The sequence below is a fragment of the Desulfosporosinus sp. HMP52 genome (assembly GCF_000765145.1).
In the GTDB taxonomy this organism is placed as follows: Bacteria; Bacillota; Desulfitobacteriia; order Desulfitobacteriales; family Desulfitobacteriaceae; genus Desulfosporosinus.
In genome coordinates, this window is sequence record NZ_JMGA01000021.1 from 1 (window position 1) to 23,715 (window position 23,715).

The 23,715-nt window shown below is 42.0% G+C and carries 21 protein-coding genes; 20 read left to right on the forward strand and 1 reads right to left on the reverse strand.

What is annotated here, in order from left to right:
* Positions 1–157: 157 nt before the first annotated feature.
* The 3 genes from DP73_RS09690 to DP73_RS09700 all read left to right on the forward strand — a co-directional run bounded on the left by DP73_RS09690 (position 158) and on the right by DP73_RS09700 (position 4,972).
* Positions 158–1,531 carry a methyl-accepting chemotaxis protein gene (locus DP73_RS09690; protein WP_034599164.1) on the forward strand — a complete coding sequence of 458 codons (1,374 nt, stop codon included), beginning with the start codon at positions 158–160 and terminating at the stop codon, positions 1,529–1,531.
* Positions 1,532–1,674: 143 nt separating this feature from the next.
* The gene (locus DP73_RS09695) at positions 1,675–2,640 is read left to right on the forward strand and encodes a DMT family transporter (RefSeq protein WP_034599165.1); all 966 of its coding nucleotides are present in this window, start codon (positions 1,675–1,677) and stop codon (positions 2,638–2,640) included.
* 151 nt (positions 2,641–2,791) lie between these two features.
* Positions 2,792–4,972, forward strand: a complete 2,181-nt coding sequence (locus DP73_RS09700) for a DNA topoisomerase III (protein ID WP_034599166.1) — start codon at positions 2,792–2,794, stop codon at positions 4,970–4,972.
* A gap of 66 nt (positions 4,973–5,038) precedes the next feature.
* Here DP73_RS09700 and DP73_RS09705 read toward each other — a convergent pair whose 3' ends face one another.
* The gene (locus tag DP73_RS09705) at positions 5,039–6,766 is read right to left on the reverse strand and encodes a sigma-54-dependent Fis family transcriptional regulator (protein WP_034599167.1); all 1,728 of its coding nucleotides are present in this window, start codon (positions 6,764–6,766) and stop codon (positions 5,039–5,041) included.
* Positions 6,767–6,992: 226 nt separating this feature from the next.
* On the opposite strand from DP73_RS09705, the gene DP73_RS09710 reads away from it, so the two are divergent.
* From DP73_RS09710 to DP73_RS09790, 17 genes are all read left to right on the forward strand, one after another.
* On the forward strand, positions 6,993–8,183 hold the full coding sequence (locus tag DP73_RS09710; protein ID WP_081963003.1) for an ABC transporter substrate-binding protein: 1,191 nt from the start codon (positions 6,993–6,995) through the stop codon (positions 8,181–8,183).
* Positions 8,184–8,321: 138 nt separating this feature from the next.
* Complete coding sequence (locus tag DP73_RS09715; protein WP_014903891.1) at positions 8,322–9,209, forward strand: branched-chain amino acid ABC transporter permease; 888 nt, start codon at positions 8,322–8,324, stop codon at positions 9,207–9,209.
* A 12-nt stretch (positions 9,210–9,221) separates the two neighbouring features.
* The gene (locus DP73_RS09720; protein ID WP_034599168.1) at positions 9,222–10,190 is read left to right on the forward strand and encodes a branched-chain amino acid ABC transporter permease; all 969 of its coding nucleotides are present in this window, start codon (positions 9,222–9,224) and stop codon (positions 10,188–10,190) included.
* A 2-nt stretch (positions 10,191–10,192) separates the two neighbouring features.
* A complete protein-coding gene (locus DP73_RS09725) occupies positions 10,193–10,975 on the forward strand; it encodes an ABC transporter ATP-binding protein (RefSeq protein ID WP_034599169.1) in 783 nt (260 codons plus the stop codon).
* A 14-nt stretch (positions 10,976–10,989) separates the two neighbouring features.
* On the forward strand, positions 10,990–11,697 hold the full coding sequence (locus DP73_RS09730) for an ABC transporter ATP-binding protein (protein ID WP_034599170.1): 708 nt from the start codon (positions 10,990–10,992) through the stop codon (positions 11,695–11,697).
* A gap of 122 nt (positions 11,698–11,819) precedes the next feature.
* Entirely contained in the window at positions 11,820–12,575 is a 756-nt protein-coding gene (locus DP73_RS09735) for a HesA/MoeB/ThiF family protein (protein WP_034599217.1), read from the forward strand.
* Between the two features lie 223 nt (positions 12,576–12,798).
* Entirely contained in the window at positions 12,799–13,104 is a 306-nt protein-coding gene (locus DP73_RS09740; RefSeq protein WP_034599171.1) for a (2Fe-2S)-binding protein, read from the forward strand.
* Positions 13,101–14,195, forward strand: a complete 1,095-nt coding sequence (locus DP73_RS09745; RefSeq protein ID WP_034599172.1) for an FAD-dependent oxidoreductase — start codon at positions 13,101–13,103, stop codon at positions 14,193–14,195. The genes DP73_RS09740 and DP73_RS09745 overlap by 4 nt, the downstream gene beginning before the upstream one ends.
* Positions 14,189–14,692 (forward strand): 4Fe-4S binding protein, encoded by a 504-nt coding sequence (locus DP73_RS09750; protein WP_034599173.1) that lies wholly within the window; start codon positions 14,189–14,191, stop codon positions 14,690–14,692. Before DP73_RS09745 ends, DP73_RS09750 begins: the two co-directional genes overlap by 7 nt.
* Positions 14,682–14,951, forward strand: a complete 270-nt coding sequence (locus DP73_RS09755) for a (2Fe-2S)-binding protein (RefSeq protein ID WP_034599174.1) — start codon at positions 14,682–14,684, stop codon at positions 14,949–14,951. The genes DP73_RS09750 and DP73_RS09755 overlap by 11 nt, the downstream gene beginning before the upstream one ends.
* Before the next feature lies 1 nt (position 14,952).
* Positions 14,953–16,101: an FAD-binding oxidoreductase gene (locus tag DP73_RS09760; RefSeq protein WP_034599175.1), complete on the forward strand. Its 1,149-nt coding sequence runs from the start codon at positions 14,953–14,955 to the stop codon at positions 16,099–16,101.
* 42 nt (positions 16,102–16,143) lie between these two features.
* Entirely contained in the window at positions 16,144–16,518 is a 375-nt protein-coding gene (locus DP73_RS09765) for a 4Fe-4S binding protein (RefSeq protein WP_034599176.1), read from the forward strand.
* 11 nt (positions 16,519–16,529) lie between these two features.
* Positions 16,530–18,683: an aldehyde ferredoxin oxidoreductase C-terminal domain-containing protein gene (locus DP73_RS09770; protein WP_034599177.1), complete on the forward strand. Its 2,154-nt coding sequence runs from the start codon at positions 16,530–16,532 to the stop codon at positions 18,681–18,683.
* A gap of 8 nt (positions 18,684–18,691) precedes the next feature.
* A complete protein-coding gene (gene thiS / locus DP73_RS09775) occupies positions 18,692–18,889 on the forward strand; it encodes a sulfur carrier protein ThiS (RefSeq protein ID WP_034599178.1) in 198 nt (65 codons plus the stop codon).
* 450 nt (positions 18,890–19,339) lie between these two features.
* Positions 19,340–20,251 carry a glycyl-radical enzyme activating protein gene (locus tag DP73_RS09780; RefSeq protein WP_052090536.1) on the forward strand — a complete coding sequence of 304 codons (912 nt, stop codon included), beginning with the start codon at positions 19,340–19,342 and terminating at the stop codon, positions 20,249–20,251.
* Between the two features lie 39 nt (positions 20,252–20,290).
* Entirely contained in the window at positions 20,291–22,648 is a 2,358-nt protein-coding gene (hypD, locus tag DP73_RS09785; protein ID WP_034599181.1) for a trans-4-hydroxy-L-proline dehydratase, read from the forward strand.
* A 368-nt stretch (positions 22,649–23,016) separates the two neighbouring features.
* Entirely contained in the window at positions 23,017–23,715 is a 699-nt protein-coding gene (locus DP73_RS09790; protein WP_034599183.1) for a response regulator transcription factor, read from the forward strand.

Consider the following 23,715-nt stretch of genomic DNA (forward strand, 5'->3'; position numbering starts at 1 on the left):
AATATCTACTGCTAGAATTATTTGTTTTCCATAACATACTTACTCGGAAGTGAGATGTTTTGTTGTATGAGTTAATAGGATTCTGGATCGGCTAGTTGGTTAGGTTAAATCTTTCTTAGCTTTATAATCTAAATCTAGTAAAGAAAGGTAGATAGAAGTGTTCAGAAGAAGAGAGAATAGCAGCGTTACTCCGGAAAGTGAGTCTGAATTGACTGTGATAATTGAGATTCTTGATGCAGTGAGTAATGGAGATTTGAGTAAAAGAATTAGTTCCTTCGGATCAGGAAGGTCTCAACAAGTAACGGATTTAACTCAAAAAGTAAATCAGCTTATTGATAATTATGAGTTGGCATTTAAAAACACAACTCTAGGGCTTTCAAAAATCGTTTCAGCTACCTATGAAGAATTGAAAGTTATACGCCTGCAAAATGATGGTCTTCGAGATCAGGTTGAGGAGATTAAGCAAATTACCAACGCGGTGGTTAATACGGCTCAATCTATCGAAAGTGTAGCATCTTCAATAACTGAGGAGATAACAAATTCTGCTTCTGAGGCAAAAAACAATACCTATGCTAGTGTTGAAAATGTCAAAGAACTCCTCGCCCAGATAAGTACGATAAAAACTAGTTTTAATAAACTACGTTTTGAGAATGCAGAGCAAAAGGAGTATGTATCAAAAATTGGTGAAATTACTGATATGATTGGACATATCGCTAAGCAAACCAACTTATTAGCTCTTAATGCAGCTATTGAGGCTGCCAGAGCGGGAGAATCGGGACGAGGGTTTGCGGTAGTAGCAAAGGAAGTGGGTAAACTAGCCGAGAAAACCCAACAGTCTGTAAAAAATATTGCCAGCAAAGTCCAAAACTTGACAGAACAATCGTTGTTAACAACCTCGCATATTGAAGGTCTCAGTTGTTCTACTGAAGCTGCAGCAGCAAAAGCCGCTATTATAGAAGGGTCCCTTGATGGGTTAATAAGAAGTATAGAAATTACTGAGGAACAGGTAGATAATATTGCCCCGATGACAGAGGAGCAGTCTGCTACCTTTGATGAAATTGCTGCGACGATTGATAATGTTTCAGTTAATTATTCTAAAACTGTAGAAAAGTCTGTGGAATCGGCAAAAAAACTGAGCGAAATCGGAATACTTATTGAAGCAATGCGTAAAGATAATTTGCGCTTTAAAGTTAACCTTACACCTTCAGATATCATAAATTTGGCAATTACTGATCACCAATTATGGGTTTGGCGTATTGACTCAATGATTATGAATAATGATAAGATAGATCCTCAAGAAGCAGGTGATTATAATTCCTGCAGACTTGGTAAATGGTTAAATTCAGAACAAAGGTTTTACGGTCAGATTGATAGCCAATCGATAAAAGGCCTACATACTGATTTTCATGAACAGGCCAAACTGGCTGTTAATTCTATGAACATAGGTCAAAAAAAGGATGCAGAGCAACATCTAAGTAAAATGTATGTTCTTTCTGATCAACTAATTGAAATGCTTAATAGCTGTAAATGATCTGAAATGTGGGAAGAGAACCTAAAAAGTAGGTTCTTTTTACTTTTTGGTTTGAACTCGATATTTGACCATAGTACTAATCTGGACTATTATTGAAAGAATAGATTATTGAAGTATTACAATGGAAGGAATGTAAGAATAGCTTGATTTTACCCAAAAAAGTACATGATCGGAGAGACTACTTAACCAACAAATATTGGGTCATTATTATTGCCCTCTTCTGCGCTGTTCTCTGGGGGAGTGCTTTTCCAGTCTTGAAAATAAGCTATTTGGAGTTAAAAATAGCACCGGATGATCGTTCGGCGATTATTGTATTTGCAGGGATACGATTCTTTTTAGCCGGTATTCTGATATTCCTTATAACTATGATAGCACTAGGGCAAACACCGAAAGTAAGAAAAACGATACTTCCGCAGCTTATATTATTAGGCTTACTTCAAATTAGTTTGCAATACTTTTTTTTCTATAATGGGTTAGCTCATACCACCGGCATGAAAGCTGCCATTTTATCCTCGGCAAGTACTTTTTTTGTAGTAGTCTTAGCCCACTTCGTTTATAGAGATGATCGATTAAATGTTCGCAAAGTGGTTGGCCTGATAGCGGGTTTTTTGGGGATTATATTAATTAATTCAGGTCAAAACTTTAACCTCGATTTCTCCTGGCTAGGCGAAGGATTTATGATTTTATCTGGTGTAGTAAGTGCTTTAGGTACCATCTTAGCCAAAAGAATTTCGAAAGAGGTTCATCCCTTTGTTCTGACTGGGTGGCAAATGATATTAGGTTCATCGCTTCTAATAGCAGTAGGATTGCCGGGTTTGCAACCTCAGGCCATTGTTTTTTCCAATAAAGCCCTACTTCTCCTTGGCTATTCTGCCTTTCTTTCCGCCGCAGCCTTTTCTTTATGGTATGCTATATTAAAATATAATAAAGCAGGAGAAATTAGTGTCTATAAGTTTATGACACCCGTCTCAGGCACAATTTTATCGGCCTTATTAATTCCGGGGGAACATCTGGCAGTTAATATGTTTCTGGCATTAGCCCTAGTTGCTCTCGGAATAATTGTTGTCAATTATCAAAGAAAGGTACCAGAGGAGAATCACTTACGTTAAGAACCGCCTTAAAAGGAAACCAAGGTCAGTCAAATGGGATTGGCCGGGATGGTTCTCCTGGTAGATAAACAATAAGTTCTAATAAGAATATTAGTATGTAAAAAGGTAATGTTACAAATGCTCAATTATTTAAAAGATTGGAAGATTTGACATGGGAAAGACCTTAGTATTAACAGAGAAACCCTCCGTTGGTCGTGAAATTGCGAAAATTCTTAATTGTAATCAGAAGGGTAACGGATGCTTTATCGGCCCAAAATATGTTGTGGTTTGGGCACTGGGGCATTTAGTTACTTTAGCCGATCCTGAGGCCTATGACGAAAAATACAAATCATGGAAGGTGGAAGACTTGCCTATGCTTCCGCCTAAGATGGAATTAGTGGTAATGAAAGAGACCTCCAAGCAATTTGGGGTGGTCAAGAACCTGATGAAGAGTCCTGAGATTACAGATTTGATTATTGCCACAGATGCAGGGCGAGAAGGGGAATTAGTAGCACGCTGGATTATCAAAAAAGCCGGGTGGAGAAAGCCAATCAAGCGTCTATGGATTTCCTCTCTAACCGAACGTGCTATTAAAGAAGGCTTTAATCATTTAAAACCCGGAAAAGAATATGAGTCTTTATATGCTGCGGCGGAATGCCGTGCAGAAGCTGATTGGTTAGTGGGCTTGAATGTCACTAGGGCGTTAACTTGTAAATATAACGCTCAACTTTCGGCAGGTAGAGTGCAAACTCCTACCTTAGCAATGGTTGTTGAGCGAGAAAATGAAATAAAGAAGTTTGTTCCTAAAGATTATTGGACTATTAACGCTATGGCAAAGGGATTTACACTTCAATGGCAGGATCATAAAGGCCAAACTCGTATCTTTGATGAGAATATAGCTAACCAACTATTAGCTAAAATCTCTGGCAAAGCGGGGGAAGTAGTAGAAGTAAAGAAGGAAGCAAAGAAAGAATTCCCTCCTTTGGCCTATGATCTGACGGAGCTGCAACGAGATGCCAATCGAAAATATGGATTTTCGGCTAAAACCACATCCTCTGTGATGCAGCAATTGTATGAGAATCATAAAATAGTAACCTATCCCCGAACTGATTCCCGTTATATCAGTGAAGATATCGTGTCCACTGTACCTGAGCGCTTAAAAAGTGTTGCCTTGGGGCCTTATGTTGATTTGGCCCGAAGTATTTTGCGCAATAAGCCGATTATTACAAAAAGGTTTGTGGATGGTTCTAAAGTTTCTGATCACCATGCCATTATCCCCACCGAACAGCCACCAACCTTAGCTAGACTTAGTTCGGAGGAACTGAAGATTTATGATCTAATTGTTAAACGGTTTTTAGCCGTCCTTTCTCCGGCCTTTGAATATGAACAGACACTTATAAAAGTTGCTATTAATGGAGAAGGATTTACTGCCAAAGGGAAAATTGTAAAGCTTAAAGGCTGGCAGAAGGTTTATGAAGGGCAGAGTCGTCTTGGGAATGAGTCTGACAACTCAGATGAAGAAGATGAGCAAAACCTGCCGGAAATCGCCAAAGGGGATATGTTTCAGAATTTGGTCGTTAAATTGAAATCTGGCAAAACTAAGCCTCCTGCCAGACATACTGAGGCCACCTTGCTTTCAGCCATGGAGCATCCGGGGAAATTAATTGATGATCAAAAATTGAGGGAAGCAATGGATCAAAGTCACGGCCTGGGAACTCCTGCAACCCGCGCTGAGATTATAGAAAAATTGTTTAATTCCTTTTACATGTCTCGGCAAGGTAAAGAGATAGTCCCTACCTCCAAGGGTATTCAGCTGGTAGGTCTTGTTCCTGCCGAACTGAAATCTCCGGTGCTAACTGCCAGATGGGAACAACAATTAACGGAAATAGGTAAAGGGAAAGTCCAAAGTCAGTCCTTTCTGACAGGAATTCGAGGGTATACAACTCAACTTGTATCTACAGTAATCGGCAGTTCCCAGACATTTAAGCATGATAACCTGACGAGAAACAAATGTCCGGAGTGTGGCAAGTATCTTCTGCAAGTCAAAGGAAAAAAAGGAGAGATGCTGGTCTGCCAAGATCGAGAATGCGGCTATAGGAAAGGAATCTCACAGATTTCCAATGCCCGGTGTCCCGACTGTCATAAAAAGATGGAAATTAAAGGAGAAGGAGATAGTAAGCTGTTCTCCTGTGTCTGCGGGTATCGCGAAAAGCTGTCTTCCTTTACGAAACGCAAAGAAGCTGAGAAAGGGAATCTCAATAAAAAGGATGTCAGTAAATATCTGCAAAATCAGCAGGACAGTGGATTGATAAATACAGCGCTGGCCGATGCCTTAGCTAAGCTGAAGAAATAGTGTAAGGGGGACGGTCCTTTTAACACACTTTAAAAGTGTGTTAAAAGGACCGTCCCCCTTACACATTTAAACTAGGCCATACTGTTTGAGTTTGTAGTAGAGGGTTCCCCGGGAGATGCCAAGAAGTCTTGCGGCGGCTGTCTTGTTGCCGTTAGTTTTCTCTAAGGTTATGACAATGCGTTTCATTTCTCCTGAATCATCATGGTGGAGATTACGATGGATGATCTGGGAGGCTAAGGAAGTAACCGGAGAGGGTAAATCATAATTTAAAGATAATAGTTGGGGAGGAAGATACTGGCTATTAAGCATTTTTCCTTCGGCAAGAATAGCCAGCCGTTCTATGACGTTCCTAAGTTCTCTGATGTTTCCCGGCCAATCATACTTTAAGAAATTAATCATTATCTCAGGATCAAGGATAGGGATGGGTTTCTTATATTTGATTGTGAATTCTTTAAGAAAGGATTGTAATAAATCAGGAATATCCTCTGTCCGTTGGCGTAAAGGAGGGATTTCCAGAGCAATTACGTTTAATCGATAGTACAAATCCTCGCGAAAATCTCCGCTCTTAATCATCTTATCTAAGTCACGGTTTGTTGCGGCGATAATTCGCGTATCTACAGTTATTGGCTCCGTACCTCCCACCCGATAGAAGCACTTATCTTGTAAGACCCTTAGTAACTTAACTTGAAGCTGGATTGGTAACTCTCCGATTTCATCTAAGAAAAGGGTGCCTCCATGAGCCAATTCCATTTTACCGGGTTTGCCTTTGCGTTCAGCCCCAGTAAAGGCCCCGCCCTTATAGCCAAAGAGTTCACTTTCAAAGAGAGCAATGGGAATAGCTCCACAATTTACAGCAATAAACGGTTTAGTAGCCCGGGGACTATCCTTGTGGATTGCTTGAGCAAAGAGTTCTTTGCCAACCCCGCTTTCCCCGGTGATTAGAATCGTAGCCTCACTGCCGGCAACTTTTCGAGCGATAGATATTGTACGTTGGATCGGTTGGCTTTTGCCGATTATTCGAGTGAAGGGGTCCTTGGATGGGTCAGTCTTTTGTTTAAGGTCTAACAAAAGAGAGCTGGCATTTGAGAGTTCTTCGTTGAGACGAACTACTTGAGTTATGTCTTGTTCTGCAGAAATAGCTCCGATAATCTCACCTTCCAGAATAACGGGGGATGCATTAATCTGGACATGGGTTTCGGGACGTGGTCTGTGATAGGCTTGGCGGATGGGTCTTCCTTCATCAAGAATTGATAGAGTTGCTAGGGCGGTACGTTCGAAGAAATTGGAAATAGGCTTTCCGATAATTGATTGATCAGCAATGGAATACATAGCCTGAGCTTTCGAGTTCCAATGACTGACAACCCCGTCTTGAGTAACAACCGCGATAGCTTCGTTAACGGTATCAAGAAGGGTGTCAAAAAAGGTATTAATTATCTTCCATGAGTTAAACAAGCTCTGCATTAAAAGGATTGGGGTAACAATCCCGAGTATTTCTCCACTGGTACTCCTTACAACGACTGGTCGTAAATCATGAAGATGTTCCTGACAAAAAGCGATTGTATCCATCTCGGGCTCGATTATTAGTGGAGGGATCCACTGAAGGTTATGTAATAACTGACTGGAAGGCGAGATTAAAGCGGCTTGTTCTATAGTGAGGACACCGATAACCTGACTTTCAGAGACTACAATTAAATGATGAGTACTTGCCTTCTCCAAAGCGGTTTGCAGACTTTGGTTGGCTGGAATGACCAGCACGTTTTGATCCATTACTATTGAAAGGGATAAAGATTTCATAATCACCCACTCCTCGTATCTATTAATGTACCCTAAGAAGTGTTAGTTGACTAGAGGGCGTTTAAACATTTTTGCACAAAAGTGTATAAACATTGTCTAACATTTTATTAAAAAACCCCTAAAAATCAGAAAAAAATACAATATTATTCAAGTAGTACAGCAGGGATTTTTAAGAATCTGTCAAATAATACATACAGTTATATTTCAAGAAAAAAGGGGGAAAAAAATGTTTATCAAGAAGAGCAAAGCACTGGTAGTCTTAAGTCTCATTATGTCCGCTTTAATCCTAGTGAGTGGATGTGGGGCGAGTAAGCCTGCCGAAACAGCACCTAGCGGAGGAGAGAGCAAAGAGCCGATTAAAATCGGTTTCTTGGGTGCCAAGACGGGGGATGTGGCAATCTATGGATTGAACACATTAAAAGGTTTAAACATGGCAATCGAAGAACTTAATAAAGAAGGTGTCCTTGGACGTAAAGTTCAGTTAGTCGAAGAGGACAATGCCGGTCAAAAAGACCAGGCTATTAACATTACAAACAAGTTAATTAGCCAAGATAAGGTTGTTGCTATTGTTGGTGACCCAACTACAGGGATTACTCGTGTTGCAGGACAGATTGCTAACAGCAAAAATACAGTCATCATGTCCGCTGGTTCAACAGGAACTAATGTAGTAGAAATTGGGCCTTATGTATTCCGAGATACATTGCTGGATACAATTGCTGCTCCAGCAACCATGAAATATGTAATCCAAGATAAAGGCTGGAAAAATGTAGCCTTAATTACTTCTAAGAACAATGATTACAGTGTATCTCTCTCAAAGATCTTCAGTGATGCAATTAAATCAAATGGCGGAAACATCGTAATTGAAGAATTTATTCAAGACAAAGACACTGATTTCAGCGGACAGATTACTAAAATTAAGTCGGCCAACCCTGATGTTATTGTATTCTCCGGTTACTATACTGAAGGAGCCTTGATCATGAAGAAGGCTCGTGAAGTAGGGATTAAGGCTGTAATGGTTGGAGGAGACGGACTCCAAGGGGATGACCTCATGAAGATTGGTGGAGCTGCGGTAGAAGGTTCTATCTCCTATGCAGGGTTCTCTCCGGAGCAACCAACACCTAATACAGAAAAGTTCATTAATGCTTTTAAAGCCAAATATAACAATGAATTGCCGGATCTCTTTGCTGCTCAAGGATATGATGCTTTAATGATTATCGCTAAAGCAATCAAGGATTCCGGAAGTGCTGATCCTGTGAAATTTAAGGATACTCTCGCGAAAACCAAGAACTATGATGGAGTTTCCGGGTCTATTACTTTCCAAGAAAGTCGTGAGCCAATTAAGAGCCCAGTATATTTGCTGGAAGTTAAAGATGGAAAGTTCGCCTTACTCAAGAAAGTGCCTGTAGAAGTTAAATAATCTAAGACGAGTTTGTTCCTATGAACTTAAAGAAGTAGCAGCACAAGGTCCTCTGGATCGGTGCTGCTACAAAACATTAAGAGAAATTCAGAAAAGTCCAAATAATCTACTTGTTATTTTTTAAGGAGGGCGCCGAATTTGCCGATTTTGAACAATCTGATGCAGCAACTTGTTAACGGGCTCGCCCTAGGTGGTATTTATGCCCTTATTGCCTTAGGCTACACAATGGTGTACGGAATTATTGGTATGATCAATTTTGCTTATGGTGAAATCTTTATGTTTGGTGCATACGCCGGATTAGTTTTAGCACTGACCAATTATGTCAATGTTTATACCGCCTTACTGGGGGCTACCCTTATTACAATGATACTAGGAGTTGTCATTGAGCGGGTCGCCTACAAACCTATTCGTCGTTCGTCACGACTTTCCGCACTGATTAGCGCCATTGGTGTATCAATCTTTCTTTCTTCATTTATGGTTCGAGTTAAGGGACCCAATACTAGAGGTTTCCCGACATTGTTTGAGAATAGAATCTTTGAAATTGGAAATTTTCAGATTACCATTTACCAAATTGTAATTATTGGAGTAGCAGGTCTCATGATGCTGGGCTTACATCTCTTTGTGACCTATACAAAAATGGGCAGAGCAATGCGTGCTTGTGCCCAAGACAAAGATGCCGCCAGCCTGATGGGAGTCAACATTGACCGAGTCATATCTGTTACTTTTGCAATAGGGTCCGGATTAGCCGGGACAGCTGGTGTATTAGCCGGTATTTACTTTAATGCAGTACAGCCCTATATGGGGCTTTTAGCTGGTCTTAAAGCTTTTGCTGCAGCAGTCCTTGGAGGAATTGGGAGTATCCCCGGGGCAATGATCGGGGGAATAGTTATTGGACTGACTGAGATATTGGGTATCACTGTGAACTTGTCGGAGTACAAGGATGCCTTTGCCTTTGCCATCCTAATATTAGTGCTTCTATTCAAACCATCGGGAATCATGGGGCGAAAAGCCAACAAGAAGGTTTAGGAGGGGATGGCAATGAAAAAATTATTAGATAATTGGTTAGTACAATTTTTGCTGTTCCTTTGTGTGCTCGGCTTAACTGCTTTTATTACAGATGCTATTGGAGATGTTCTGCCCCCCTATTTATTAATGATTGGTTTATTTATTGGTATCAATTTAATCATGGCCCTGGGTCTAAATCTTATCACCGGAGTAACAGGTCAGTTATCCCTCGGTCATGCTGCCTTTATGAGTATTGGAGCTTATGCTTCAGCAATTGCTACTGTAAATTATCACGTTCCCTTTCTGGGCGGAGTATTAATCGGCGGACTGGTGGCTTGCCTCTTTGGCATCGTTATTGGCTTTCCGACTTTGCGCTTAACAGGGGATTATCTAGCTATAGCTACTCTTGGCTTTGCAGAAATAGTTCGTGTTCAGTTTACTAATATGAAGATTACCAATGGTGCAATTGGTTTTCTGGGAATTCAGGGATCAACAACCTTTCCCATCGTTATGACGATTGCTGTAATTACTTTAGTACTTATGGTCTGGCTGGAAAACTCTCGTAATGGCCGGGCTATGTTAGCCATTCGGGAAGATGAGATTGCTTCATCGGCTGTAGGCATCAATACTACCTTGTATAAAATTCAGGCCTTTGCCATTGGAGCTTTTTGCGCAGGGGTGGGGGGCGCTTTGTTTGCCCACACAACTACCTTTATTCAACCTACGGATTTTGGCTTTATGAAGTCGGTTGATATTCTGAGTATTGTTGTTCTAGGTGGTTTAGGAAGTATCCCCGGAACAATTATTGGTGCTATCGTCCTTACAGCGGCACCTGAAATCTTAAGGCCTCTGGCCAATTACAGGATGATGGTTTACGGAGTATTGTTGGTCATTATCATGATCTTCCGTCCTTATGGTTTATTGGGCGGAGTAAACCTAAGGCAGGCCGTTCGTCGTGCATTTATGTTGACTAAGAAAAAACAGGCCGGACGGGAGGAATAAGGGTGAGCTTATTAACTTTGGACAACGTGACCATCCGCTTTGGAGGTCTGACTGCAGTTGATACTGTAAACCTCGAAGTAAAGCAGGGTGAAATACTGGCTTTAATTGGTCCTAATGGAGCGGGAAAAAGTACAGTATTTAACCTGATTACCAGTATATATCAGCCTACAGAAGGGAAGATTTCCCTTGATGGCAAAGCTCTAACTGGAATTCCTACCCACAAAATAGCCGATATGGGAATTACCAGGACCTTTCAAACAATACGGCTATTTCCTGAACTATCTGTCTTGGATAATGTTAAGATAGGTGCTCACTGCCGAGGGAAGGCCGGTTTATTTCATGCCTTTACCAGGTTGCCAAGTATGAAGCAGGAAGAAGCTGAAATGGAAGAAAATGCGATTAAAGCCTTGGAATTCCTGGATTTGGCGGCAAAGAGAGAGGATATGGCTAAAAATCTCTCTTATGGGGAGCAAAGGAGATTGGAGATTGCCAGAGCCTTAGTATCTAAACCGAAGATTCTTCTCTTAGATGAGCCTGCAGCTGGTATGAACCCTCAAGAAAAAGTAGTATTAATGGAAATGATTCGTAGAATCCGGGATACGGGAATCACAATATTTCTGGTTGAGCATGATATGAAGCTGGTCATGGGTATTTCAGAGAGAATTGCCGTGCTGGACTACGGTAAACTGATTGCTAAGGGTACGCCTCTTGAAGTTCGAAGCAACAAAGCTGTTATCGAAGCTTACTTGGGCTCCGGTGAATTTAAAAGCAGAATTCGGCGCTAGGGAGGGTAACCAAGATGTTGAAGTTAGAAAATATCAGTGTAAGTTATGGCGCAATTAAAGCGTTGCACAACATTTCCTTGGAAGTAAAAAGTGGTGAGATCGTTGCCTTGATTGGGGCAAATGGAGCTGGGAAGAGTACAACCCTGCGGACAATCTCGGGACTTGAAAAACCACCTAATAAGGATAGTAAGATAACCTTTAAGGATATTCAAATTCAAGGAGCTCTCCCTCATAAGATTGTAGAGATGGGTCTGTCTCATGTGCCGGAAGGACGCCGCGTATTCCCTGATATGTCTGTCTATGAGAACCTCCTGATGGGTGCTCATATTAGGAAGGGTAAGCCTGACCAAGGAGATTTTGACAGAGTATACCATCATTTTCCCAGGTTAAAGGAGAGAATCAAGCAGCTAGCCGGCACCTTATCCGGGGGGGAACAACAAATGCTGGCCATGGGAAGAGCCTTAATGGCTCGGCCGGACTTACTCTTACTTGATGAACCAAGTATGGGACTGGCACCTATGCTGGTAGAAGAGATTTTTCATATTATTGAAGATATCAATGTGGCAGGAACTACAATACTTTTAGTTGAGCAGAATGCTCACTTAGCCTTAGAGATCTCCAATCGGGCCTACGTTTTAGAGACAGGGGAAATAGTTTTGGAAGGTCTAGCCCCAGACCTGGCCCAAAATGAGGATATTCGTAAAGCGTATCTGGGCGAATAGATTTATACCTTCCTTACAAAAAGCTTGACAGAAGCTACCCCCACTTGTACAAGTGGGGGCTTTTATGTAGTCTTATGTAGTATGTGAGTTTCATTATTCTAAATAGGGAGGCAACAATAACAATGAAATTCACCCTCGAACAATCCGAGAGATATTCCCGACATATTAACCTAAGGGAGATTGGAACTAAAGGACAAGAAAAGCTATTGGAGTCAAAAATACTTATTATTGGTGCAGGGGGGCTGGGTTCACCGGCAGCAATGTATCTTGCTGCTGCCGGTATTGGAACTATTGGACTCGTTGACCCGGATTTTGTAGAGATTTCCAATTTGCAAAGGCAAATTATTCACGCTTATAAAGATATCTCTAAACCTAAAGTTACATCTGGTAAAGAAACTATTCAAGATTTGAATCATGATGTCAACGTTGTAACCTACCAAGAGTGGGCTACTTTAGACAATATTACAGATATCATAAAGGATAGAGATTATGATTTTGTAATAGATGCAACGGATAATTTTGCTGCCAAGTTTTTAATTAACGATGCTTGTGTCCGTTTGAAAAAACCCTTTTCTCATGCGGGTGTGGTAGAATATGCGGGGCAGACAATGACTTATGTACCGGGTGAAGGCCCTTGTTATCGATGTGTATTTTTAGATCCTCCACCAAGAGATGCGGTTCCCGGTAATCAAGAGGTGGGCATACTTGGGGTCATTCCCGGCATTATTGGCACTATTCAGGCCACTGAGGGAATAAAATACCTCCTTAATATAGGCGAACTCTTAACCGGAAAATTGTTAGTATTTGATGCTTTGGAAATGGACTTTAGGAAAGTAAAGGTTACCTCTCGAGAGAATTGTAGTTCTTGCGGAATATAGATGACTGTTAAAATGAGTTTGGACATTAGGGAGTTCTTCTTTATAGGGAGAACTCTTTTTCATGGGGAGAACTCTTTTATTAGTGCTAAAAATAGTACAGATATGGTAGCTGAACTAGCGGGTATCTCAATAACCTGTTTATTGGCACGAGAATTGCATATTTATTCTAACAGGATAGGACTTTCGTTTACATCGATTTTGTAACTGGGGGAGTGAATTTTTAATGCGTATCACCGAGCATCCAATTTTAGAATTTCTGCGTGGAGAAGAGATTACCTTCTTTTTTAATGGGCAGGAACTTAAAGGCTATGAAGGTGAAACTATTGCTGCTTCATTACATGCAGCTGGAATTAGAGTATTAGGCCACAGCCACACGATGAATCGGCCCCGTGGTCTCTTCTGTGCCATCGGAAATTGTTCTTCATGCCTAATGGTTGTCGATGGAGAACCCAATGTCAGAATTTGTGTAGAAAAATTAAAAGCAGGCATGAGGGTAGAAACTCAGCAGGGAAAGGGGCACCTGAAGTGAAAGAGATAGAGATCCTCATTATTGGTGGGGGACCAGCGGGTCTATGTGCTGCATCAGCTGCGGCAAACTTAGGGGCCACAGTTCTTGTCCTGGAACGAGATGGAGAACCCGGTGGCCAATTAGTTAAACAGACCCATAAGTTTTTTGGTTCCAAGAAACAGTACGCCGGTGATCGTGGCTATCAGATTGGGAACTTACTTATTGAGGAATGCAAAAAAAATCCTAACATTGAAGTCTGGACAGACACCACCGCTTTGGGAGTGTATGAAGATGGTGTGGTAACTGCAGAAAGACAAGGAAAACACTTAAAGATAGAACCGAAAAAAATTATCGTAGCTACAGGCGCTTCCGAAAAAATGATCGCCTTCCCCAATAACGATCTCCCAGGTATCTATGGGGCAGGGGCAGTCCAAACTCTGATGAATGTACATGGGATTGTCCCAGGACAACGCGTCTTGATGATTGGGGCAGGTAATATTGGACTCATAGTCTCCTACCAATTGATGCAGGCAGGGGTGGAGATCGCTGCGATTATTGAGGCCTCACCGACCATCGGTGGTTATCTTGTTCATGCTTCTAAGATTCGACGAGCCGGGGTTCCGATTTTAACCTCCCATACTATTGTGGAAGCCTATGGTCAAGAAAGTGTTGAGGGCGCAATTATCTGCAGGCTCGATGAGAACTGGCAACAGATTCCCGGCACTGAACAAGATCTTAACGTTGATGTGATCTGTCTAGCTGTTGGTTTAAGTCCCTTAACCGAGCTTTGCTTTCAAGCAGACTGCCAGTTGAAATACATAGCTGAGCTTTCCGGACATGTGCCTATTAGGAACGAGTATTTGGAAACTACTCGGACTGATCTATATGTGGCGGGGGATGTAAGTGGAGTTGAGGAAGCAAGTTCCGCTATGGTAGAGGGTCGTTTGGCCGGTATTAGTGCTGCCTATAGCTTAGGATATGGAGCAGGTGTGGCTCCCCAACTTCAAGCTGAAGCTCTTGCTGAATTAAGTGAACTTCGTTCCGGTCCCGCCGGACAAAAGACCGTGAAAGGGATTATGAAACTTATGGACAAGGGGGAAGCAGTGTGCTAAACAAGACCGGAATTCCAACAGCAGAAGATGTAAAAAAGGTTTCCCCTTCTGAGGAAAGACTTAAAAAAGGCCCTGTAGCAATCATCGAATGTTTCCAAGAGATTCCCTGTAATCCCTGTACAGAGGCCTGTAAACAAGGGGCAATTCAACCCATGGCGGATATTAATAATCTGCCTAAACTAGATTTTGACAAATGCAACGGCTGTGGACTCTGCCTTAGCCGTTGCCCAGGATTGGCAATTTTTATTGTCGATGGGTCCTATAGTGAAACAGAGGCAATTGTCAGAATCCCTTTTGAATATTTGCCGGTCCCTAAAGTTGGAGAGAAAGTGGCGGGCTTGAATAGAGCCGGTGAAGAACTTGGCAGCTTTGAAGTCGTTAAAGTTCAGTCCGGCGGCCAAAAGAATAAGACCTACACAATATCCATCGTCGTGCCCAGTGATCTGGCCATGGACGTGCGCAGTATTCGTTTAGGAGGGGTTAGACATGCAAACTAAGGAAACAATCGTCTGCCGATGTGAGGACATCACCCTAGACGAAATTAAAGCTCTGATTGAACAAGGGTATCGTACAATTGATGAAATTAAACGTGTAATTCGTGCTGGAATGGGTCCTTGCCAGGGGCGCACTTGTCGGATGATGATTGCTCAGGAATTGTCGAAGTATTACGGGATTCCTGTTGGAGAAGTTTTGATGCCTACCTTTCGGCCGACAGTGAAGCCTGTAAAACTTGGAACCTTTGCGGGGGGTGAATAAATTGCAAAAAGCAGCTGACGTTGTAATTATCGGGGGCGGAATAATTGGCTGCGCAGTAGCCTATGAACTGGCTTTGCGTGGTGTTAAAGATATTATTGTCGTTGAAAAACAGTACCTTTCTTCGGGAGCAACAGGACGGTGCGGCGCCGGAGTTCGCCAACAATGGGGAACGGAAACCAACGCTATACTTGCTCGGGATAGTGTCAGACGTTTTGAAGGTATGAATGAAGAGCTGGAATATGATAAAGATATCGAATTTAAGCAAGGCGGCTACCTTATGGTTTCCTACACTCAAAAAGAATGGAACCAGTACAAGAAAAATGTTGCAGTACAGCATAGCCTTGGAATTCCTACGAAAATGATTACTCCCCAGGAAGCCCAAGAAATCGTACCCCATCTGAATATTAACGGACTGGTCGGCGCAACCTTCTGTCACTCGGATGGTCATGCAAATCCTTTTCATGTTGTCGATGCCTATTATAAAGCTGCCAGTCGGCTGGGAGTTAAATTTGAGACTTATACCTCGGTCATCGGTATCACTCGGGAAAAAGGTAAGATTACCTCTGTTCAGACTTCAAAAGGAGATATTGCTACTTCAATGGTGATTAATGCCTGTGGTTACGCTGCCGGAACCATCTGTAAAATGGTGGATTTCGATCTTCCCCTTTATCCTCAGAGGCACCAAGCTCTGGTCACAGAACCGGTTGAACCTTGTCAGGGGCCTATGGTAATCTCCCTCCACCATCGTTTATACTGTCAGCAGACCCCCCACGGAAGTTTTATCATGGGAGTGGGTGACCCCAACGAACCCAAGGATTTTAACATAAATTCGAGTTGGGAGTTTTTGGAGGATGTAGCCCGTCAAGCCACCACAGTCTTGCCTCTATTGAAGAACCTTCGTGTTGTTCGTCAGTGGTCAGGTCTTTATGATATGAGTCCGGATGCTAATCCTATTTTAGACGAAGTACCGGAAGCGAAGGGGATGTGGGTTGCTGCTGGGTTCAGTGGTCATGGCTTTATGGTCGCCCCCCAGACAGCAGTTCTTTTGGCTCAGAAAATTCTTGGACAAGAGTGTTTTATGCCGATTGAGCGATTTGGTTTGGACCGCTTCGTAAAAGGAGAGTTGCTGCTCGAACCTGCGGTGGTCTAGGAAAGAATACTTTGACATCTAATAATACCGGAGGTGTAATACTTGAAACTCTTAGCTAAGAATGAATCCTTATGTATCGGTTGTGGAGAGTGTGAGAAAATATGCTCAAAAACCTACTTTAAGGAAGCTAATCAAGAGAAATCAGCCATACGAGTAATTGATAGTAAAATTAGCGTATGCAGTCAATGTGGCGAATGCATGGATGTATGTTCCGTCCAGGCAATTTCCAGAGATAAAAATGGTGTTGTTCGAGTTAACAAGAAAGTCTGTGTTGGTTGTTTTATGTGTGTTGGCTTCTGTCCTGAGCTGGCTATGAAAATGCAAGGGGATCTGTTAGAACCCTTTAAATGTATAGCTTGTGGCCAGTGCGCAAAAGTCTGTCCGACCCAGGCGATTTACATTTCGGAAGAAGCTTAGGAGGAAATTACATGGATGTAGAAAACTACAAATTGGAACATAAGTTTCTTAAGGAATATAACTATGATTTAAAACCTCTGGATAAAGGCTATACGGATCGAACGCTTTATATCAATGTTGGTAATCTCGACATCAAAGAAAAGCCCGTTACCCCCTTGATGAAAGATAAATTCATAGGCGGCAAGGGATTTGGCCTCTATTATTTGTGGCAAGGGGTAACGGAATCAACGAAATGGAATGATCCGGAAAACGAAATTGTTATTTCCAGCGGACCTGTCGGAGGGATTACTCAATACCCGGGTTCCGGAAAATCCTTGGTTGTTACCTTATCCCCCCTGACCAATATGCCCATTGACAGCAATGCAGGGGGATATTTCGGTCCCTTCCTTAAATTTGTCGGTTTTGATGCCATTGAACTTCAAGGAAAAGCTGAGAAAGATGTCATTATTATTATCGATGGTACAAAGGGAACTATTACCCTTGAAGAAGCAGTGGGTGAGACGATAGACACCCATATTCTTGGCGAACAGCTAACGGAAAAATATGCAGATAACGAAGAAGATAAACGAAATATTGCCGTTATTTCTACAGGAACTGCAGCTGATCATACGAATATCGGTCTTTTAAACTTTACCTTCTATGATGTCCGTCGAAAAGGAATTCGTCTCAAGCAAGCCGGCAGAGGCGGTATCGGTACTGTTTTCAGAGATAAACACATTCGAGCCGTGGTCATCAAATGCGCAGGAGTAAAGGGCAATTTAAACCATCCTGTTGACCAGCTTACCCTGAACAAAACAGGTATTAAGCTGCATAAAGAGATCCACGACCTGGATAATTCCCAGAATCAAATGCGTAAAATTGGTACAGCTAATATTATTCAAATCATGGATCAATACGATCTTTTACCAACTCATAATTATAAATTCGGTGCCCATAAAGATACTTATAAGATTGCCCCCGAGGTTTTCATCGAAAAAGTAACCCAGAATTCCCCCGACGGATGTTGGCATGGCTGTAGTATGGCCTGTGCGAAAGCAGCGGATCACTTTGAACTGAAGACTGGCCCTTATAAAGGGCAAAAAGTGACAATAGACGGTCCTGAATATGAAAATGCTGCAGGTCTAGGCTCGAATTGCGGTATCTTCGATCCGGATGCCATACTGGAATTAAACTTTTATTGTGACACTTATGGCCTGGACACTATTTCCTTTGCTACCCTTACCGCCTTTGTTATGGAATGCTATGAAAACGGTATTCTTAACAAGGAGAGAACCGGAGGCTTGGAACTGAATTTCGGTAACCAAGAAGCAGTCTTTGAACTCATTCACCAAATGTCTAAGGGAGTGGGTTTCGGCAAGATTGCCGGTCTGGGAATTCGTAAAATGAAGGCTCTCTTTGAGAAAGAATATCATGCAGATCCACAGTTCCTCTTTGACATAGGTATGGAACAAAAAGGTCTTGAATTCTCCGAGTACTTGCCAAAAGAGTCCTTAGCTCAACAAGGGGGATACGGCCTCACGAACAAAGGTCCTCAACACGATGAAGCCTGGTTAATTTTTATGGATATGGTGAATAATCAGATTCCAACCTTTGAAGATAAGGCGGAAGCCCTGCACTATTACCCAATGTTTAGAACTTGGTTTGGGTTAAACGGTCTCTGCAAATTGCCCTGGAACGATATAGCCCCTGCTAATAATAAATCGACAGACGAACCTGCTAAAATTCCGGAGCATGTTCAGAATTACGTCGACATTTACAACGCTGTTACAGGAAAGAATATTGATAAATTCGAATTGATCCGTCAATCCGAGCGGGTCTATAATTTCCAGAGAATCTTCAATATTCGAATGGGATACGGCAAACGTGTCCACGATAAACTTCCCTACAGAGCCATGGGGCCTGTGACTGTTGAAGAATACGAATCCAGACAAGAACGCTATGACAGTCAACTAAAAGAGTTTTTGGAGTATGATACAACCGGGAAAACCACTGCAGAAAAAATAAAGGTCATGAGAGAGTATCGTGAGAGCCAATATGAAAAGCTCACAGACGCAGTATATAAACGTCGGGGTTGGACGATGGATGGTGTACCAACCGTGGAAAGACTTCAAGAACTGGGAATGGATTTGCCGGAGCTTCTCGAGGTCGTGGAAAAACATCGGTAGGTGATAACTTGATTAAACTAAATAATCGAGACTGCGAATGGCATGAAGGCCTAACAGTTGAAGACCTTCTCAAGCAAAAAAACTTTACTTATCCGAGGATTGTCGTTTCAGTAAATACGAAGATTATTCAGAAGGAAGATTATGCCTCAACCGTCATAAATGACGGAGATAATGTTGAAGCCATCCACCTTATGGCAGGTGGATAAGTGTTAAAGTGTTAAAGGGACGGTCCTTTTAACACGTTTAAACAGCTTTTTTGGCTATGATGGACTTCCGGAGAGCTTATTTTCGAATCAACGTCCAGAGAAAGAACCCATAAAATCTACCTAAAGGATAGATAACTTTTATAAAAAGCGCTGGCGTTTTTCCAAACGCTAGCGCTTTTTATAAATAATTCATTGATTTTCTGTTCCATAACCTAATCAAGAAACCCGGACATTCAAAGATTAGTGCTTTATATTAAGATCTCTCTCAAACCTTAAGGGAAAAATCACCCAAGAATCTTCATATGAATGGAGGATTCTATAGATATTCTCTTGAATTACTACCTAGATAATAGGTGTTTAAATATTATTTTTAACCACGAAAAGTTTTTGAACTTAGTAAATTGCAGGGAACTTAATTTCAAGGTTTCCAGGATTTCTAAATGGGAGTGTATGAATTTGCACAAGGGCAGAATCTTTAATATTATGAAGTACTCCATCCATGATGGCCCGGGCATTAGAACGACGGTTTTTTTTAAGGGGTGTCCTCTTCAGTGTCAGTGGTGTCATAATCCTGAGGGTCAGAGATTTGATCAAGAGTTAATTTATCGACCGGATAAGTGTATCGGCTGTGGACAATGCTTGAGCATCTGTCCCAGTAAAGCAGTGGAGATTATTCAAGGCCAGGCACATTATTTTAGAGATAAGTGCCTGGCCTGTGGAGAATGCTGTAAGGTTTGCCCTACTGGGGTAAGAGAACTTGCCGCTAAAGGGATGTCAGTTAAAGATGTCCTGACTGAAATCGAGAAAGATCTAATTTTCTATGACGAATCCGGGGGAGGTGTGACCTTTTCCGGTGGTGAAGCGTTAATGCAGGCTGACTTTCTGATGGAGATACTTAAAGAGTGTCGGAAGAAAGAAATTCAGACAGCGGTAGAAACAGCCGGATTCGTAAAAATTGAAACGTTAAGAAAAATTAGTCCTTACGTGGATCTCTTTCTTTATGATTTAAAGCTAATGGACAGCAGCAAGCATCAGAACTTTACCGGGGTTCCCAACGAACTAATTCTAGACAATCTGCGCTGGTTAAGCGAGAATCATCCAAAAGTAATTGTTCGGGTTGCAATCATTCCCGGAATCAATGACGGTGAAGATGACCTTGAAAAATTAGGGGAATTCGTTTCAGGGCTAAAACGTGTCAAGGAAATTCATTGCTTACCTTACCATAAGGCGGGATTAGATAAGTATCAGAGACTAGGGCGGGAGTATGGTTTATCAGGTCTCAATTCTCCCAATGATGAAAGGATGTCCGAAATTGCTCAGAAGTTGGAGCAGTTCGGAATAGAGGTCAAAATTGGGGGATGAAGGGGACCATAAACTCATTTAGAGGAGAGAGGGCTAATTATGAATCAGAGAGTGACAAAACTAAGACAACAAAGCTTAGAAACCGAAGCATTTATTTCTGCTGAAAGAGCAGAGTTAATAACTGAATACTATCGTTCGGCAGGTAATAAATCCGTTCCGGTGCAAAGGGCCTTAGCATTCAAATATTTACTGGAGCATAAAGAGATTTGCATTAATGAAGATGAGTTAATCGTGGGAGAAAGAGGGCCGGCACCCAAGGCGACATATACATATCCTGAACTCTGCTGTCATAGTTTGGATGATCTGGACATTTTGAATTCCCGGCCTAAAATATCCTTTAAGGTCAGTCCGGAAGTTCGAAAGGCCTATGAAGAGCGGATAATCCCTTATTGGCAAAATAACTCTATGCGGGATCTGATTTTTGAGGAAATGTCTGAGGATTGGAAAGCTTCCTATGATGCTGGGATATTCACAGAGTTCATGGAGCAAAGAGCTCCGGGGCACACAGTACTTGATGATAAAATCTATCACTTAGGATTTCGGGATTTTATTGCTAAAATAGATGAGCACTTGAGTAGGCTGGATTTCTTAAATGATACTGAGGCATACAATAAGCAAGAAGAACTCAAAGCTATGGGGATCTGTGCTCAGGCGATTATCTCCTTTGCAGAACGACACGCGAAAAAAGCATTGGAACTGGCCTGCAGTGAGGCTAACCCCTTGCGAAAAAAAGAGTTAGAGAGAATTGCTGAGGTTTGCTCTCACGTTCCAGCCAATGCCCCACGGGATTTCTGGGAAGCTTTGCAAGCCTATTGGTTTGTCCATTTAGGAGTTATTACAGAACTTAATACCTGGGATGCCTTTAGTCCGGGACGGCTGGATCAACATTTATTTCCCTTCTACCAAAGAGGTATCGATGAAGGGACTTTGAATGAGGAACAGGCTCGGGAACTGCTGCAATGCTTTTGGGTGAAGTTTAATAATCAACCGGCTCCTCCTAAAGTAGGAGTTACTGCGGCGGAAAGTGGAACCTATACGGATTTTGCCAATATCAACAGCGGAGGTCTTAAAGCTGATGGCTCAAACGGTGTCAACGATGTAACCTATCTGGTCTTGGATGTCATCGATGAAATGCGTCTCTTACAACCCAGCTCGAACATTCAGTTAAGTAAGAAGAACCCGGATCGTTTCTTGAAGAGGGCAGCTCGAATTATCCGCAAAGGGTGGGGGCAACCATCATTGTTCAATGCCGATACTGTGGTAGAAGAACTTTTACGCCAGGGTAAACTAATTGAGGATGCCCGACAAGGTGGAACCAGTGGCTGCGTGGAGACGGGGGCCTTTGGTAAAGAAAGTTATATTCTTACTGGGTATTTCAATTTGCCTAAAATCTTTGAATTAGTCTTACATAATGGATTAGATCCCAGAACCGGTCAACAATTGGGTATAGAAACCGGAGATCCCAGGTCTTTTAAGGGATTCGAAGAGTTATTCGCTGCCTTTAAGAAGCAGCTGCATTACTTTATGGACATCAAGGTCAAAGGAAGCAATATTATCGAACGACTTTATGCCACGTATATGCCGTCGCCTTTTCTTTCACTGTTAATTGATGATTGTATAGCTAAAGGAAAGGATTATAATGACGGGGGTGCTCGCTATAATACCAACTATGTACAGGGAGTGGGCTTAGGGAGCTTGACAGATATCTTATCTGGTATAAAATATCATGTCTTCGACCATAAGAATCTTACCATGGATCAGCTTCTTGACGCGCTTAACGCCAATTTCTTAGGACATGAAGCAGTAAGGCAGCTTCTGGTTAACAAGACCCCTCACTTTGGTAATGATCAGGACTATGCTGATGATGTAATGGTGGATATTTTTAATGCTTACTATAGTGAAGTTAATGGCAGGCCGAATACTAAGGGGGGCTTTTATCGGATTAATATGTTGCCGACAACTTGCCATGTTTATTTTGGTTCGGTAATTGGCGCTTCTGCGGAAGGTCGTAGATCTGGGGAACCTCTGTCGGAGGGAATCTCTCCCGTTCAGGGAATGGATCTGATGGGACCAACGGCGGTCATTAAATCAGCAGCTAAACTGGATCATGCTCGAACCGGAGGTACTCTGTTAAACCTGAAGTTCACTCCGCAGGTTCTTGAGGGAGAAGAGGGGCTGAACAAATTAGCGCAGTTGGTTCGCTCGTATTTCAAATTAGGCGGTCATCATATCCAATTTAACGTAGTCAGTGCCAAGACCTTGCGAGCTGCCCAAGCTGAACCGGAAAAATACCGAGATCTGATTGTCCGGGTGGCTGGGTACAGTGACTATTTCTGCGATTTGAGCGAGGCCTTGCAGGAAGAGATTATTACCCGGACAGAACACACCGAATTTTAGTTGAGAACTAGGAGTAAGTACATCTGCTTGGTATAGCAGTTTTTCTATAAAAAATAATAATTTCTTCAGTCCAATCTAACAATACAATCTCTTAAGGCCGGTTTCCTCGAAGATGAGGAAACCGGCGTTTTGTTTTGCCGTAACTATTTTGTAACTATTATTAATTTCTTTGTAACTAACCTCTGAGTTATTTAGTGTATTGTAAAAGCATAGCGAATAAACGGTTTTATTAAGCTGGGGACAAGAGCTACAGGTTTATTGGAAATTAATTTGCCTCCGAGTCAAAAAAAGCTCTTATTCAAAGGCAAATAGTTTAAAATAGATGTGCGGGACCTTTATCCTGTAATAGTCGTACACGGAGTGGTTAGATGAAGGATGAAAAAGTAAAGGTATTAGTCGTAGAAGATGAGGAATCAATCCGACGTTTTATTACCCTTAACCTTAGCGCTGCGGGTTATTTAGTGGAGCACACTGCTTCCGGAGAGGAAGCCCTTAAGATTTTGAAAATCTTTGATCCCCAAGTAGTTGTACTCGATCTAATGCTTCCAGGTATCAGCGGACTGGAGGTCTGTCAAAAAATTCGCGAGACGATGCAAGAGACGTTTGTAATTATGCTGACTGCAAAGGGTCAGGATACGGATAAAATCCTCGGTTTAGAATTAGGGGCTGATGACTATATGGTTAAGCCCTTTAACCCTTTAGAGTTGATAGCTCGGGTAAAGGCTATTTTGCGCAGAGGCCTTAGATATAAAGAGCCTAGAGAAATTTATAATTGTCGGGAATTGCGCTTAAATATTACTGCCAACAAATTATTCAAAAATAAGCAGGAGATTGAGCTGACCCCTATTGAATTTGCACTCTTAAAAATATTCATGGAGAATCCGGGGAGGGCCCTCAAACGGGAAGAAATGCTGAATACTGTTTGGGGTGATGATTACTTTGGGGATACTAAGACCTTGGATGTCCACATTAGGCGTTTGCGGGAAAAAATTGAGGACAACCCTTCCCAACCTGAATATATCAAGACAGTTTGGGGCTCGGGTTATCGATGGCAGCAGGACTCTTAA